Raw genomic sequence first — 13,763 nt, 5'->3', positions numbered from 1 at the left:
CGTTACGAGGACGGCTCGACGGCCTGGACGGGCGGGTGGCATGGCCTCGGTGGTGACTTCGGCGACCGGACGGGACACGGCGTTCGTGGACTTCCGGGCCCCGCTCCGGTTCTTCATGGTGGCCACGGACTCCAGGGATCCCGAGCGGAGCGCGTTCCGGCCGGACGACGATCTGCCGCACGTGCGGCGCTGGGAGGCGGTCTGATGGTGGCGGACGAGCTGCGGGACGCGCGGGAGCGACGGATCCGCACGGGCGGTGTCGAGTTGTGCGTCGCCGAGCTGGGCGACCCGGAGCGGCCCACGGTCGTGCTCGTGCACGGCTACCCGGACTCCAAGGAGGTGTGGTCCGCGGTCGCCGGGCGGCTCGCCGAGCGTTTCCACGTGGTGCTGTACGACGTGCGCGGGCACGGCCGGTCGACGGCCCCCCGGCCGCTGCGCGGCGGGTTCACGCTGGAGAAGCTCACGGACGACTTCCTGGCCGTGGTGGACGCGGTCAGCCCCGGTGCGCCGGTGCACCTGGTCGGGCACGACTGGGGCTCGGTGCAGGGGTGGGAGTTCGTCACGGTCGGGGGCACCGAGGGGCGGATCGCCTCCTTCACCTCGATCTCCGGCCCGTCCCTGGACCACTTCGGCCACTGGATCAAGCGGCGCGTGACCCGCCCCACCCCGCGCCGGGTCGGCCAGCTCCTCGGCCAGGGCGCGCGGTCCTGGTACGTGTACCTCCTGCACACGCCCGTGCTGCCCGAGCTGGCCTGGCGCGGGCCGCTCGGCAAGCGGTGGCCGGGGCTGATGCGGCGCGTCGAGAAGGTGCCGGCCGACGGCTACCCGACCCCGTCGCTGCCCACGGACGCGGCGCACGGCGCCTGGCTCTACCGCGACAACGTCCGGGCCAGGCTGCGGCGTCCGCGCCCGGACGCGTACGCCCACGCGCCCGTACAGCTCATCACGCCCACCGGTGACGTCTTCCTGTCGGAGCGGCTCTACGACGACCTGGCCACCTGGGCACCGCGGGTGGTGCGCCGCACGCTGCCGGCCCGGCACTGGGTGCCGCGCACCCGGCCGGACCGGCTCGCCGCGTGGATCACCGAGTTCGTGACGGCGCACGAGGACCAGGGCGGCGGGCTGCCGGAGCCGGTCGCGTCCGGCCGGCGGTACGCGGACCGGTTCGGCGGACAGCTCGTCCTGGTCACGGGCGCGGCCAGTGGCATCGGGCGGGCCCCGGCCTTCGCGTTCGCCGAGGCGGGCGCGCGGGTGGTGGCGGTGGACCGGGACGCGGAGGGTGCCGCGCGCACCGCCGGCATGGCCCGCCTGATCGGCGCGCCGGACGCCTGGGGCGAGGCGGTGGACGTCAGCGACGAGCAGGCCATGGAGAAGCTCGCCGACAAGGTCACCGGTGAGTACGGGCCGGTGGACGTGCTGGTGAACAACGCCGGCATCGGCCTGTCCGGGCCCTTCCTCGACACCACCGGCGAGGACTGGCGGAAGGTCCTGGACGTCAACCTGTGGGGCGTCATCCACGGGTGCCGGATCTTCGGCCGCCGGATGGCCGAGCGCGGTCAGGGCGGCCACATCGTGAACACCGCCTCCGCCGCGGCGTTCCAGCCGTCCCGCGCGCTGCCCGCGTACAGCACGTCCAAGGCGGCGGTGCTCATGCTCAGCGAATGCCTGCGGGCCGAACTGGCCGGCCGGGGCATCGGCGTGACCGCCGTCTGCCCTGGCATCGTGAACACCGGAATCACCGCCACCGCCCGCTTCGTCGGGGTGTCCGCCGAGGAGGAGGAGCGCCGGCGGAAGAGGACCGCCCGGCTGTACGGCCTGCGCAACTACCCGCCGGAGAAGGTGGCCGACGCGATCCTCCGGGCGGTCGTGCGCAACGAGGCGGTGGTGCCGGTGACCCCGGAGGCCCGTGGCGCCCGGCTGCTGGCCCGGCTGGCGCCGAAGGCGCTGCGGGCCCTCGCCCGGCTGGAGCCCCGGCTGTGACCGCCGCGCGACTCGGGCGCCGGCCGTACGATCCCTCGCAGCACGGCACGGGGTGGTGAGGAGCGGGCGTGGACGAGCGGACGGGACGGGCACCGGCGGCCGAGTACCGGATCGAGGACCTGGCGCACCACAGCGGCGCCACGGTCCGGACCATCCGCGCCTACCAGGACCGGGGGCTGCTGCCGAAGCCGGAGCGGCGCGGCCGGTCCAACGTGTACGGCGAGGCCCATCTGGCGCGGCTGCGGCAGATCGCCGACCTGCTGGAGCGCGGGTACACCCTGGCCTCGATCAAGGAGCTCCTGGAGGCCTGGGACGCGGGCCGGGGCCTGGGCGGTGTCCTGGGCCTCGTCGCCGAGGTGCACGGCCCCTGGACCGACGAGGAGGCCGACCGGATCACCCGGGCGGAGCTGGACGCCGCCTTCGGTGGGACACCGGACGAACGGGCGGTGCGGGAGGCGGTGGAGCTGGGGGTGCTGGAGCGGATCCCGGGCCGGGACGACGAGTTCCTGGTGCCGAGCCCGCAAGAGCTGGCCGTGGCCGCCGAGTTGTACGCGGCCGGAGTGCCGCTGATGGCGATCGCCGGGCACCTGAGGGAACTTCGGGGGCAGGTGGAGCACATCGCCCACCGTTTCCTGGAGTTCACCACGGAGCACGTCTTCGCCCGGTACCTCGACCACCGGCCGCCCTCGGACGCCGAGGCGTCGGAGGCGGCGGCCCTGGTGCGGCGGCTGCGGCCGCTCGCCCAGCAGTCGGTGGACGCCGAACTGGCCCGCGCCATGCGCGTGTTCGCGACCCGGCACCTCCAGCGGCACCTGTCGCCCGAGGGGCCGCCGGCCACGGACGATCCGGACCGGCAGGTGGCGCTGCCCGCCGCCATGATCCGCGCTGTCCACCGGCTCGTTGGCGAGGAGAACGCGGCCGCGTTCATCACCGCCGCGACCGAACGGGAGCTCCAGGCACGGGCGATGGACGCACTTGCCGCAAGTCACCGAGAATCAGCCGATGTTACTCAAAAGGGCTGAAATTCTCGGGAAGTTGTCCACAGAATCGTCAAATTGCCTGTGGATAACGCGAGTTGTTTGTGGACCAAACCTACGAAGCGAAATTTCTGTGGTCATGACACCGTGATGCCTGACACGCTGACCGGGTGGACACCGAGGAGAGCACGACCGGCATGGACGACCGACGCACGGTGAAGGTGTCGAAGTACCTCGCGAAGCACCTGCGCCACCAGCCCGAGCGGATCGGGCTCGTCCTCGACCCGAACGGCTGGGTCGCCGTCGACGACCTCCTGCGGGCGGCCGCCCGGCACGGCGTCCGGATCACCCGCGCCGAGCTGGAGCACGTCGTCGCCGTCAACGACAAGCGGCGCTTCACGATCGACGGCGACCGGATCCGCGCCAACCAGGGCCACACCGTCGGCGTCGACCTGGACCTGCCGGCCGCCACCCCGCCCGCGCACCTGTACCACGGCACCGTCGCCCGGAACCTGGACGCGATCCGGACCGAGGGCCTGCGCCCGATGGCCCGCCACCACGTCCACCTCTCACCCGACCGCGAGACCGCCACCCGGGTCGGCGCCCGGCGGGGGCGGCCCGTCGTGCTGTCCGTGGACGCCGCGGCCATGCACCGCGACGGCCACGTCTTCCGCGTCAGCGCCAACGGCGTGTGGCTGACCGACGCCGTACCGCCCGCCTACCTCCGCTTCCCCGGCTGACCTCAGCGGCCCCGTCCGCCCAGCTGCGCCAGGGCCTCCGTCGCGATCCGCTCGAAGACGGCCTCGTCGGCGGCGAACATCGTGTCCGCGATCGGCGTGTGGACCACGATCTCGGTGAAGCCCAGCTCGAAGTGGCGGCCCGCGAAGTCGACGAAGGCGTCGAGGGACTCCAGCGGCCGGTCGGGCGTGAACCCCGTCAGCAGGACCTTCTCCAGCTCCGCGCCGTCCCGCCCGATGTCCGCGCACGCCTTGCCGAGCTTGTCCATCTGCGCCGCCAGCGCCTCGCGCGACTGCTCCGGCGTCCCCGACTCGAACAGCTTCGGGTCCCCGGTGGTCACCCACGCCTGTCCGTGCCGCGCGGCCAGCTTCAGCCCCCGCGGGCCGGTGGCGGCGACGGCGAACGGCAGCCGCGGCCGCTGCACGCACCCGGGGACGTTCTGGGCCTCGCCCGCCGAGTAGAAGGTTCCCTCGTGGGTCACCGTCCCCTCGGTCAGCAGCCGGTCCAGCAGCGCCACGAACTCCGCGAACCGGTCCGCCCGCTCCCGCGGCGTCCACGCCTCCTGCCCCAGCGCCGTCGCGTCGAAGCCGTTGCCCCCCGCCCCGATGCCCAGCGTGATCCGCCCGCCGGAGATGTCGTCCAGCGAGATCAGCTCCTTGGCGAGCGTCACCGGGTGCCGGAAGTTCGGCGAGGTCACCAGGGTGCCGAGCCGCATCCGCTCCGTCGCCGCGGCCGCCGCGGTCAGCGTCGGGATCGCGCCGAACCAGGGACCGTCCCGGAACGGCACCCGCCACGACAGGTGGTCATAGGTGTACGCGGTGTGGAAGCCGAGCCGCTCGGCGCGAAGCCACGCGTCGCGGCCGCCGTCGTGCCAGCGGCGGGAAGGGAGGATCACGGTGCTCAAACGCATGGAACGAGCCTACGGTGCCCCCTCGGCGAACCCCGCACGGCTCAGATGTGCGGCTATCCGCACGCCCGTGCACCCCCGTACGGGAGAATGGGCGCGTGACCTCAGCGACCCCTCCCCGTACCCGGCCCACGGCACAGCGACGTCCCCGGCTCATCGCCACCGATCTGGACGGCACGCTCCTGCGCGACGACAAATCGGTGTCCGAGCGGACGGTCTCGGCGCTCGCCGCGGCCGAGGAGGCCGGCATCGAGGTCTTCTTCGTCACCGGCCGCCCGGCCCGCTGGATGGGGGTCGTCAGCGACCACGTGCACGGCCACGGCCTGGCGATCTGCGCCAACGGGGCGGCCGTCGTGGACCTGCACTCCGGGGGCAGGCTGCTGGAGGTCCGGCCGCTGGAGCGGGAGACCGCCCTCGACGTCGTACACACCCTCCGCCGGGAGGCGCCCGGCACCGCGTTCGCGACCGAGTTCACCACCGGCTTCCACTACGAACCGGACTACCCGCCCTTCTGGCCCGACCCGTCCGCCACCGTCGCCCCCGCCGAGAAGCTGCTGCACGAGGAGGAGCCCGGAACCGGCGCGCCCATGCTCAAGCTGCTCGCCCACCACCCCGACCTGACCCCGGACGGCTTCCTCGCGCTGGCGCGCACGGCCGCCGGCGACCGCACCAGCATCACCCGGTCCAGCCCGAGCGCGCTGCTGGAGATCAGCGGCCTGGGCGTCTCCAAGGCGAGCACCCTGGCCCTGTGCTGCGCCGAGCGCGGCATCTCCGCCGACGAGGTGGTGGCGTTCGGGGACATGCCGAACGACATCGAGATGCTGTCCTGGGCCGGCCGGTCGTACGCGATGGGCAACGCGCACCCGGACGTGGTCGCCGCCGCTTCCGGCCGGACCGTCGCCAACAACGACGACGGCGTCGCCCGGATCATCGAGGACATCCTCGGCGCGGCCCACTGACGGCGGCGCTCACCCGGCCCCGCCCCCGCCCAGCCGGACCCCGTGCTCGCCCAGCCAGCGCACCGGGTCCACCGCCGAGCCCATGTACGGGGTGAGCCGCACCTCGAAGTGCAGATGCGGTCCCGTCGAATTGCCGGTGTTGCCGGACCGCCCGACGACCTGGCCGGCCGCGACCGGCTGCCCGGGGGACACCACGGGCGCGGCGAGGTGGGCGTACTGCGAGTACCAGCCGCCCGCGTGCCGTACGACCACCTCGATCCCGAACGCGCCGCCGCAGGACACCGACCGCACCCGCCCGGCGCCGACCGACCGCACGGGGGTGCCGAGGGGCACCGCGAAGTCCTGCCCCGTGTGCCGGTGCGCCCAGTGCGCGCCGGCCCGGTGGAACCCCGCGGACAGGGCGTAGCCCTCCACGGGCGCCACCCACGCCCGCCCGGCCCCCGCCGCCCGGGCTCCCGTACGGGCAGCGGCACCGGCAGCCGCACCCGGCGCCACCGGACCCGCCGGACCCACGGGGCCCACGGGAGGCAGGGGGCCCACGGGAGGCAGGGGGCCCACGGGAGGCAGGGGGCCCACGGGAGGCAGGGGGCCCACGGGAGCCCCGGGGCCCGCGCCCGGCCCGGCGCCCCCGCACCGCCCCGACGCCACCCGCCGCTCCGCCTCCGCCTGGAGCCGCCACTGGGCCCGCTCCAGCCGGGCCTCGATGCCCCGCCGGACCGCGGCCAGCCGCCGGCGGCGGACGTCCAGGTCGTGCCAGGCCGCGCGGGCCGACCCCTCGGCCAGCGCGAGCCGCCGCTCCGCCGCCCTGGTGCGCGCCATCAGACGGTTGACCACCCGGTCCGCCTGGCGGGCCAGCCGCTCCGCACGCATCACCTCGTCGGCGTCGTCGCCCAGCAGCAGCCGCGCGGTCAGGCCCGCGGAGCCGCCGCCCCGGTACTGGGCGCGGGCGATCTCACCCATGCGGTCGTTGAGCACCGCGAGCTCGCGCCGCTTGCGGACCAGCTCCCCCTGGAGCCGCCCGGCCAGGGCGCGCTGCGCGTCCGAGGCCCGCCGGCCCTGCTCGTACGCCTCCGTGGCCCGCGCGGCCTCGTCGAAGAGCCGCGCCACGTCGGCCGCGACACCGCCGGGCCCGTCGGCGGCCGGCCCGGCGGCGGCCGCGGGCCGGGGAAGCAGGGCAAGCAGGACGGCCAGCGCCACGAGGAACATCCTGGGATGGTCGCGCCGGGCGCGCCCGATGTCCGGCACTCAGCGGTGTCGTACCGCCGACCGGCCCATCCCGGTTCCGCCGACCGGCCTACGCCCCCACCCGGAAGGCCCGCGCCCGGAAGGCTCAGGCGCCCGTGCGCACCAGCCGGTCGGCCGCCCGCTCCCGCTCCAGCATCCGGCGCAACGGGCCGTCGGAGGCGGCCAGCGCGGCGTACGGGCCGCGCTGCACGGTGCGCCCCTCCTCCAGGACGACGACTTCGTCGACCGCGTCGAGGCCGTGCAGCCGGTGGGTGATCAGCACGGTGGTGCGCCCCTCGGTCACCCGCAGCAGGTCGTCGGTGAGCGCGTCCGCCGTGGCGAGGTCCAGGTGCTCGGCGGGCTCGTCCAGCACGAGGACGGGGAAGTCCGCGAGGAGCGCGCGGGCGAGCGCCAGCCGCTGTCGCTGGCCGCCGGAGAGCCGGGCGCCGTGTTCGCCGACGAGCGTGTCGAGGCCGTCGGGCAGCCCGTCCACCCAGTCCAGCAGACGGGCCCGGTCCAGCGCCGCGCGCAAGGCGTCGTCGCCCGCGCCCGGGCGGGCCAGCCGGAGGTTCTCGCGCAAGGAGCTGTCGAAGGTGTGCGCGTCCTGGGCGCACAGTCCGACCAGGCGGCGCACCTCGTCGCCGTCGAGCGCGGTCGCGTCCAACCCGCCCATCCGGTACGTGCCGTCCCGGGCGTCCAGGAAGCGCAGCAGCACCTGGGCGAGCGTCGTCTTGCCGGACCCGGACGCGCCCACCACGGCGACCCGCCGGCCGGCCTCCAGCCGCAGGTCGAACCCGGCCAGGGCGTCCCGCTCCTGGCCCGCGTACCGGGCGGTGAGGCCGCGCAGCTCCAGCGGGAAGGGGTCGTCCGGCGCCGGCAGCGGCTCGGCCGGCTCGTGTACGGGGACGGGCGCGTCGAGCACCTCGTACACCCGCTCCGCGCTCCGCCGGACCCGCTGGCGGTACTGCACGGCCAGGGGGAGACCGATGACCGCCTCGAACGCGGCCAGCGGGGTCAGGACGACCACCGCCAGCGTCACGCCGTCGAGGCGCCCGTCGTGCACCGCCCGCACGCCCACGAGTGCGGCCGCCGCCACGGTCAGGCCGGTCACCAGCGCCGAGAGCCCGCCGCCCAGGGCGGTGGCGGTGGCCTGCCGGGTGGCGATCCGGGTGAGCGCGCGGTCCGCCTCGCGGGCGCGGGCGACCCGCCCCGGCAGGCCGCCGGCCACCGTCAGCTCGGCGCAGCCGCGCAGCAGGTCCACGACCCGGGCCGCCAGCACCCCGCGTGCCGGGGCGAGCCGGTGCTCGGCGCGGCGGGCGACGGCGCCGGTGAGCAGCGGCACGGCGATCCCCGCGAGGAGGAGGCCCACCGCGAGGACCGCCCCCGCGCCGGGCAGCAGCCACGCGGTGAACCCGACGGCCCCGGCTCCGACGACGGCGGCGGCCCCCGCGGGCAGCAGCCACCGCAGCCAGTAGTCCTGGAGCGCGTCCATATCGGACACGAGCCGCGACAGCAGGTCGCCCCTGCGCACCGTGCGCAACCCGGCCGGCGTGATCCGCTCCAGCCGCCGGTAGACGGCCACCCGCAGTTCGGCGAGCATCCGCAGCACGGTGTCGTGCGACACGAGCCGCTCGGCGTACCGGAACACCGCCCGCCCGATGCCGAACGCGCGGGTCGCCGTCACCGCCACCATCAGGTACAGCACGGGCGGCTGCTCCGAGGCCCGCGAGATCAGCCAGCCGGACACGGCCATGAGCCCCACGGCCGACCCCAGGGCGAGGCTGCCCAGCAGCAGCGCCAGGGCCAGGCGCCCGCGCAGCTCCCCGGCCGTCCCGCGCACCCGCGCGAGCACCCCGCCGCCGCGCCGGGCGTTCGCGGGCCCGGCGTTCGCGGGCCCGGCGTCCGGGGCCCCCGCGACCGCGGGCCCGCCTCCGGCTCGGGCTCCGGCTCCTGCTCCGGCCGCCTTGGCCGCGGCGTCGGCCAGCGCGTCGGCGTCGGCCTGCGCGTCGGCGCCGGCGTCGGCGACCGCGGATCCCATGGTGTCCTGACGCCCGCCGACGAGCCCGAACGCCGCGTCGAGCGCGTCGAGCCCGCGTGGTGCGGCCGCTTCCACGGCGGACGTCCCCCCGGAAGCCGCCTCGCCCAGCGTGACGACCCGGTCGGCCACGGCCAGGAGCGCCGGGCGGTGGACGACGAGGAGCACGGTGCGCCCCGCCGCGAGGCGGCGTACCGCGTCCACCACGGCCGCCTCCGTGGCGCCGTCGAGCGCCGCCGTCGGCTCGTCCAGCAGCAGCAGCGGCCGGTCGGCCAGGAACGCCCGCGCCAGGGCGAGGCGTTGCCGCTGGCCCGCCGACAGGCCCGCCCCGTCCTCGCCGATCTCCGTGGCCGCGCCCGCCGGCAGGGCGGCCACGAACGCGGTCGCGCCCGCGTCCCGCAACGCCCGGGCGACCGCCTCGTCGTCGGCGTCCGGCCGGGCGAGACGTACGTTCTCCGCGATGGTCCCCGCGAACAGGTACGGCCGCTGCGGCACCCACGCGATCCGTTCCCGCCACCGCTCCAGGTCCACCGACCGCACGTCGACGCCGCCGACACGTACCGCGCCCTCGTCCTCGGCGGGCTCCGCGAACCCGAGCACCACGTCGAGCAGCGTCGACTTGCCGACCCCGCTCGGCCCGACCAGGGCCACCGTCTCGCCCGGTTCGACGACCAGCGAGGCGCCGCGCAGCGACGGCTCCGTACGGCCCGCGTGCCGCACGGTGACGTTCTCCAGCTCCAGCCGCACCGAGCCGGGCACCGCGCCCCCACCGCCGGCCCGGACCGGCGTCTCCAGGACGGCGAAGATTTCCTCGGCGGCCGACAGCCCCTCCGCCGCCGCGTGGTACTGGGCGCCGACCTGCCGCAACGGCAGGTACGCCTCCGGCGCCAGGATCAGGATCACCAGGCCCGTGTACAGGTCCAGGTCCCCGTGCACCAGACGCATGCCGACGCCGACCGCCACCAGGGCCACCGACAGGGTGGACAGCAGCTCCAGGGCGAACGACGACAGGAACGCGATCCGCAGCGTCCGCAGCGTGGCCTGCCGGTACTCGGACGTGATCGCCCGGATCGACTGCGCCTGCGCCTTGGCCCTCCCGAACACCTTCAGCGTCGGCAGCCCCGCCACCACGTCCAGGAAGTGCCCCGACAGCCGGGACAGCAGCGTCCACTGCCGGTCCATCCGGGACTGGGTGGCCCATCCGATGAGGACCATGAAGACGGGGATCAGCGGCAGGGTCCCGACGATGATCGCCGCCGACACCCAGTCCTCGGTGACGATCCGCGCCAGGACCGCCACCGGCACCACCACCGCCAGCCCAAGCTGCGGCAGGTAGCGCGAGAAGTAGTCGTCCAGGGCGTCCACACCGCGCGTGGCCAGTGCCACCAGTGAGCCGGTCCTCTGCCCGCTCAGCCACCCCGGCCCCAGCGTGGCCGCCCGCTCCAGCAGCCGGCCGCGCAGCTCCGATTTGACCGCGGCGCTCGCCCGGTGGGCGGCCAGCTCGGTCAGCCATGACACCAGGCCCCGCCCGACCGCCACGACCGCCAGCAGGACCAGGGGCGTGCCGAGCCCGCCGGCGTCCAGCTCCCGCTGGAAGGCGCCCACCACCACCTCGGCGATGAGCATCGCCTGGGCGACGACCAGCGCCGCCCCGATGACCCCCAGAGCCACCACCGCCGCAAGGAACAGACGGGTGGCCCGGGCGTACCGGAGCAGACGCGGGTCGATCGGTTTCACGTGAAACATCCCCTACTAGTGCGCGGCGTCGGCGATGTGCTGCGTGCCGATCCGCTTGCGGAACACCCAGTACGTCCAGCCCTGGTACAGCATCACCAGCGGTGCGGCGATGGCCGCGCACCAGGTCATGATCCTCAGGGTGTACGGGCTGGAGGCCGAGTTGCTGACGGTCAGGCTCCAGGCGGGGTCCAGCGAGGACGGCATGACGTTCGGGAAGAGGGTCAGGAACAGCATCGCGACCGCTGCCGCGATGGTGATGCCCGACAGCGCGAACGACCACCCTTCGCGCCCCGCCTTGATCGCGCCGACCGCGCCGACCAGCGCCACGGCGGCGACCACCATGGCGACCAGGCTCGTGCCGTCGCCCCGGGAGAGCTGGAGCCGGCCGAGGAAGCCGAGGGACAGCACCACGGTGAGCAGCCCCAGCGTCAGTGCGAGCTTCCGTGCCCGCACCCGGATATCGCCGACCGTCTTCAGGGCGGTGAACACCGTCCCGTGGAAGGTGAAGAGCGTGAGGGTCACCAGCCCACCCAGCAGCGCGAACGGGTTGAGCAGGTCGGCCAGCGAGCCCACGTACTCCTTGGTGGCGTCGATCCGCACGCCCCGCACGATGTTGGCGAAGGCGACACCCCACAGGAACGCGGGGATCAGCGACGTCCAGAAGATCGCCTGCTCCCAGTTGTGCTGCCACTTCTCCTCCGGGCGCTTGGCCCGGTACTCGAAGGCGACACCCCGCACGATCAGGCACACCAGGATGACCAGCAGCGGCAGGTAGAAACCGGAGAACAGGGTGGCGTACCAGTCGGGGAAGGCCGCGAAGGTGGCGCCGCCCGCCGTGAGCAGCCACACCTCGTTGCCGTCCCAGACGGGCCCGATGGTGTTGATCAGCACCCGCTTCTCCACCCGGTCACGGGCCAGCAGCTTGGTCAGGACACCGACGCCGAAGTCGAAGCCCTCCAGGAAGAAGTAGCCGGTCCACAGGACGGCGATGAGCACGAACCAGATGTCGTGAAGTTCCATGCCTCAGCTCCTCAGTACGAAAAGGCCATCGGCCGGTCGACTTCACGCTCGGGGTTCTCCGGGTCCCGGTCGTGGCCGCCGATCTTGGTGGGCGGGTTGAGGTCGGACTCCGTCAGTTCGGGCGGGCCGGCCTTGACGTACTTCACGAGCAGCTTCACCTCGACCACGGCGAGCACCGCGTAGAGGGCCGTGAAGACGATCATGGAAGTGAGCACCTCGGCCTGCGAGACGCCGGGCGAGACCGCGTCACGGGTGCGCAGGACCCCGTAGACCACCCAGGGCTGGCGGCCCATCTCCGTGAAGATCCAGCCCCAGGAGTTGGCGATCAGCGGGAAGGCCAGCGTCCAGAGGGCCACCAGCCAGTACAGCCTGGTCAGCTTGGGGCTGAGCGGGTTCTTGAACAGCACCAGGTTGGGCACCTCGTCGTCCCCCACCCGCAGGCGCGCGGGCAGCATGAACCGCTTCCGCGTCAGCCACAGACCGAGCAGCCCCAGCGAGAAGGACGCCATGCCGAAGCCGATCATCCAGCGGAAGCCCCAGTACGCCACCGGGATGTTGGGCCGGTAGTCGCCGGGACCGAACTTCTCCTGGAGCGCCTTGTTGGTGTCGTTGATGCCGGGGACGTACGACTCGAAGTCGCTGTGCGCGAGGAAGGACAGCAGACCGGGGATCTCGACCGCGACCTTGTTGTGGCCCTTGTCCACGTCACCCACGGCGAACACCGAGAAGGGCGCCGGCTTCTCGCCCTCCCAGAGCGCCTCGGCGGCGGCCATCTTCATCGGCTGCTGCTCGTACATGACCTTGCCGAGGAAGTCACCGCTGATCGCGGTCAGCATCCCGCCGGCCACCACGGTCACCAGCCCCAGTCGCAGCGAAGTCTTCATCACCGGGATGTGCTTCCTGCGCGCCAGGTGGAAGGCGGCGATGCCGACCATGAACGCGCCACCGGTGAGGAAGGCCGCGGACATGGTGTGGAAGACCTGCGTGAGCGTCGTGTTCTGGGTGAGCACGGCCAGGAAGTCGGTGAGCTCGGCGCGCCCCGTCTTCTCGTTGATCTTGTACCCGACCGGGTGCTGCATCCAGGAGTTGGCCGCCAGGATGAAGTAGGCCGACAGGACGGTGCCGATCGACACCATCCATATGCAGGCCAGGTGGATCTTCTTCGGCAGCTTGTCCCAGCCGAAGATCCACAGACCGATGAAGGTCGACTCGAAGAAGAAGGCGATCAGCGCCTCGAAGGCGAGCGGCGCCCCGAAGACATCACCGACGAAGCGCGAGTAGTCGGACCAGTTCATGCCGAACTGGAACTCCTGCACGATGCCGGTGACCACACCCATCGCGATGTTGATGAGGAAGAGCTTTCCCCAGAAGTTCGTGGCCCTGAGGTACTTCTCCTTCTCGGTCCGCACCCACGCCGTCTGGAGACCGGCGGTCAGTGCGGCGAGGGAGATCGTCAGGGGAACGAAGAGGAAGTGGTAGACGGTCGTGATACCGAACTGCCATCTCGCCAGCGTCTCTGGCGCCAGAGCCAGCTCCACAGCTTCTCCTTACGGCCTACGTCCTACGGTCCGGACGTCCTTGCGTCGCCTCGCCGATTCCGGGGGATCTTGGGAGGAACCAGGCGCGCTTGTGAATGCGTTCACAATCACAAGCCATTATGACTCAAACGAAATCCGTACCGGAAGCCGGGGGGTCCCTTCCGCAGAACTTCAACATCTTGTTGAATTCCGCGCATGCAGATCCGAATCTCCTGGCCCGCCGGCCAGGTCACCGCGACCCTCGGCGACACCCCCACGAGCAAGGCGCTCGCGGCGGTCCTCCCGCTCACGTCCACGGCGCACACCTGGGGCGAGGAGGTCTACTTCGACACCCCCGCCTCCCTCGCCCTGGAGGCCGACGCCCGCCAGGTGGTCGATCCCGGCACGGTCGCCTTCTGGACCGAGGGCGACGCACTCGCCCTGCCGTACGGCCCCACCCCGATCTCACGCGGCGACGAATGCCGCCTCGCGAGCCCCTGCAACATCCTCGGCCGCGTCGACGGCGACCCCCGCGCCCTCGCCACGGTCCGCCCGGGCGACCCCATCCGCGTGGAACCGGCCCACCCCTGACGGGCATCTCGCCGGTCTTGACGGGCTCACGAGGCCCGGCCCCGCACGCGCAAACGCCCCCGGGCACACCCGGGGGCG

At 73.7% G+C, this 13,763-nt stretch carries 11 protein-coding genes; 6 read left to right on the top strand and 5 right to left on the bottom strand.

What is annotated here, in order from left to right:
• Nucleotides 1-49 precede the first annotated feature (49 nt).
• From ACF068_RS26310 to ACF068_RS26295, 4 genes are all read left to right on the top strand, one after another.
• Complete coding sequence (locus ACF068_RS26310) at nt 50-205, top strand: hypothetical protein (protein ID WP_392276888.1); 156 nt, start codon at nt 50-52, stop codon at nt 203-205.
• Nucleotides 205-1,980: an SDR family oxidoreductase gene (locus ACF068_RS26305; protein WP_392276776.1), complete on the top strand. Its 1,776-nt coding sequence runs from the start codon at nt 205-207 to the stop codon at nt 1,978-1,980. The genes ACF068_RS26310 and ACF068_RS26305 overlap by 1 nt, the downstream gene beginning before the upstream one ends.
• A gap of 68 nt (nt 1,981-2,048) precedes the next feature.
• A complete protein-coding gene (locus tag ACF068_RS26300; RefSeq protein WP_392276775.1) occupies nt 2,049-3,002 on the top strand; it encodes a MerR family transcriptional regulator in 954 nt (317 codons plus the stop codon).
• A 152-nt stretch (nt 3,003-3,154) separates the two neighbouring features.
• Nucleotides 3,155-3,697, top strand: coding sequence for an RNA 2'-phosphotransferase (locus ACF068_RS26295; RefSeq protein ID WP_392276774.1), 543 nt, complete (start codon nt 3,155-3,157; stop codon nt 3,695-3,697).
• A gap of 2 nt (nt 3,698-3,699) precedes the next feature.
• On the opposite strand, the gene ACF068_RS26290 is transcribed toward ACF068_RS26295, so the two are convergent.
• Entirely contained in the window at nt 3,700-4,605 is a 906-nt protein-coding gene (locus ACF068_RS26290) for an LLM class flavin-dependent oxidoreductase (RefSeq protein ID WP_392276773.1), read from the bottom strand.
• A gap of 95 nt (nt 4,606-4,700) precedes the next feature.
• Between ACF068_RS26290 and ACF068_RS26285 the strand changes: the two genes are divergently transcribed.
• Entirely contained in the window at nt 4,701-5,561 is an 861-nt protein-coding gene (locus ACF068_RS26285; protein ID WP_392276772.1) for a Cof-type HAD-IIB family hydrolase, read from the top strand.
• Nucleotides 5,562-5,570: 9 nt separating this feature from the next.
• Here ACF068_RS26285 and ACF068_RS26280 read toward each other — a convergent pair whose 3' ends face one another.
• The 4 genes from ACF068_RS26280 to ACF068_RS26265 form a co-directional block, all read right to left on the bottom strand.
• The gene (locus ACF068_RS26280; protein WP_392276771.1) at nt 5,571-6,767 is read right to left on the bottom strand and encodes a peptidoglycan DD-metalloendopeptidase family protein; all 1,197 of its coding nucleotides are present in this window, start codon (nt 6,765-6,767) and stop codon (nt 5,571-5,573) included.
• A 124-nt stretch (nt 6,768-6,891) separates the two neighbouring features.
• Nucleotides 6,892-10,566 (bottom strand): thiol reductant ABC exporter subunit CydD, encoded by a 3,675-nt coding sequence (gene cydD / locus ACF068_RS26275; protein ID WP_392276770.1) that lies wholly within the window; start codon nt 10,564-10,566, stop codon nt 6,892-6,894.
• 6 nt (nt 10,567-10,572) lie between these two features.
• Nucleotides 10,573-11,577, bottom strand: coding sequence for a cytochrome d ubiquinol oxidase subunit II (gene cydB, locus ACF068_RS26270; protein ID WP_392276769.1), 1,005 nt, complete (start codon nt 11,575-11,577; stop codon nt 10,573-10,575).
• 11 nt (nt 11,578-11,588) lie between these two features.
• On the bottom strand, nt 11,589-13,115 hold the full coding sequence (locus ACF068_RS26265; protein WP_392276768.1) for a cytochrome ubiquinol oxidase subunit I: 1,527 nt from the start codon (nt 13,113-13,115) through the stop codon (nt 11,589-11,591).
• A gap of 195 nt (nt 13,116-13,310) precedes the next feature.
• Between ACF068_RS26265 and ACF068_RS26260 the strand changes: the two genes are divergently transcribed.
• Nucleotides 13,311-13,685, top strand: coding sequence for a cyclophilin-like fold protein (locus ACF068_RS26260; RefSeq protein ID WP_392276767.1), 375 nt, complete (start codon nt 13,311-13,313; stop codon nt 13,683-13,685).
• Nucleotides 13,686-13,763: the final 78 nt, after the last annotated feature.

It is taken from the genome of Streptomyces sp. NPDC016309 (assembly GCF_043077235.1).
GTDB lineage: Bacteria > Actinomycetota > Actinomycetes > Streptomycetales > Streptomycetaceae > Streptomyces.
The sequence above is the reverse complement of the archived record's forward strand: the minus strand, read 5'-3'. Positions and strand labels throughout refer to the sequence as shown.

What these genes read in the sequence shown, in the direction of transcription:
- ACF068_RS26280 (WP_392276771.1), bottom strand. Translation starts at nt 6,767, where the DNA reads ATGTTCCTCGTGGCGCTGGCCGTCCTGCTTGCCCTGCTTCCCCGGCCC.
- cydD (WP_392276770.1), bottom strand. Translation starts at nt 10,566, where the DNA reads ATGTTTCACGTGAAACCGATCGACCCGCGTCTGCTCCGGTACGCCCGG.
- ACF068_RS26290 (WP_392276773.1), bottom strand. Translation starts at nt 4,605, where the DNA reads ATGCGTTTGAGCACCGTGATCCTCCCTTCCCGCCGCTGGCACGACGGC.
- ACF068_RS26305 (WP_392276776.1), top strand. Translation starts at nt 205, where the DNA reads ATGGTGGCGGACGAGCTGCGGGACGCGCGGGAGCGACGGATCCGCACG.
- ACF068_RS26260 (WP_392276767.1), top strand. Translation starts at nt 13,311, where the DNA reads ATGCAGATCCGAATCTCCTGGCCCGCCGGCCAGGTCACCGCGACCCTC.
- cydB (WP_392276769.1), bottom strand. Translation starts at nt 11,577, where the DNA reads ATGGAACTTCACGACATCTGGTTCGTGCTCATCGCCGTCCTGTGGACC.
- ACF068_RS26295 (WP_392276774.1), top strand. Translation starts at nt 3,155, where the DNA reads ATGGACGACCGACGCACGGTGAAGGTGTCGAAGTACCTCGCGAAGCAC.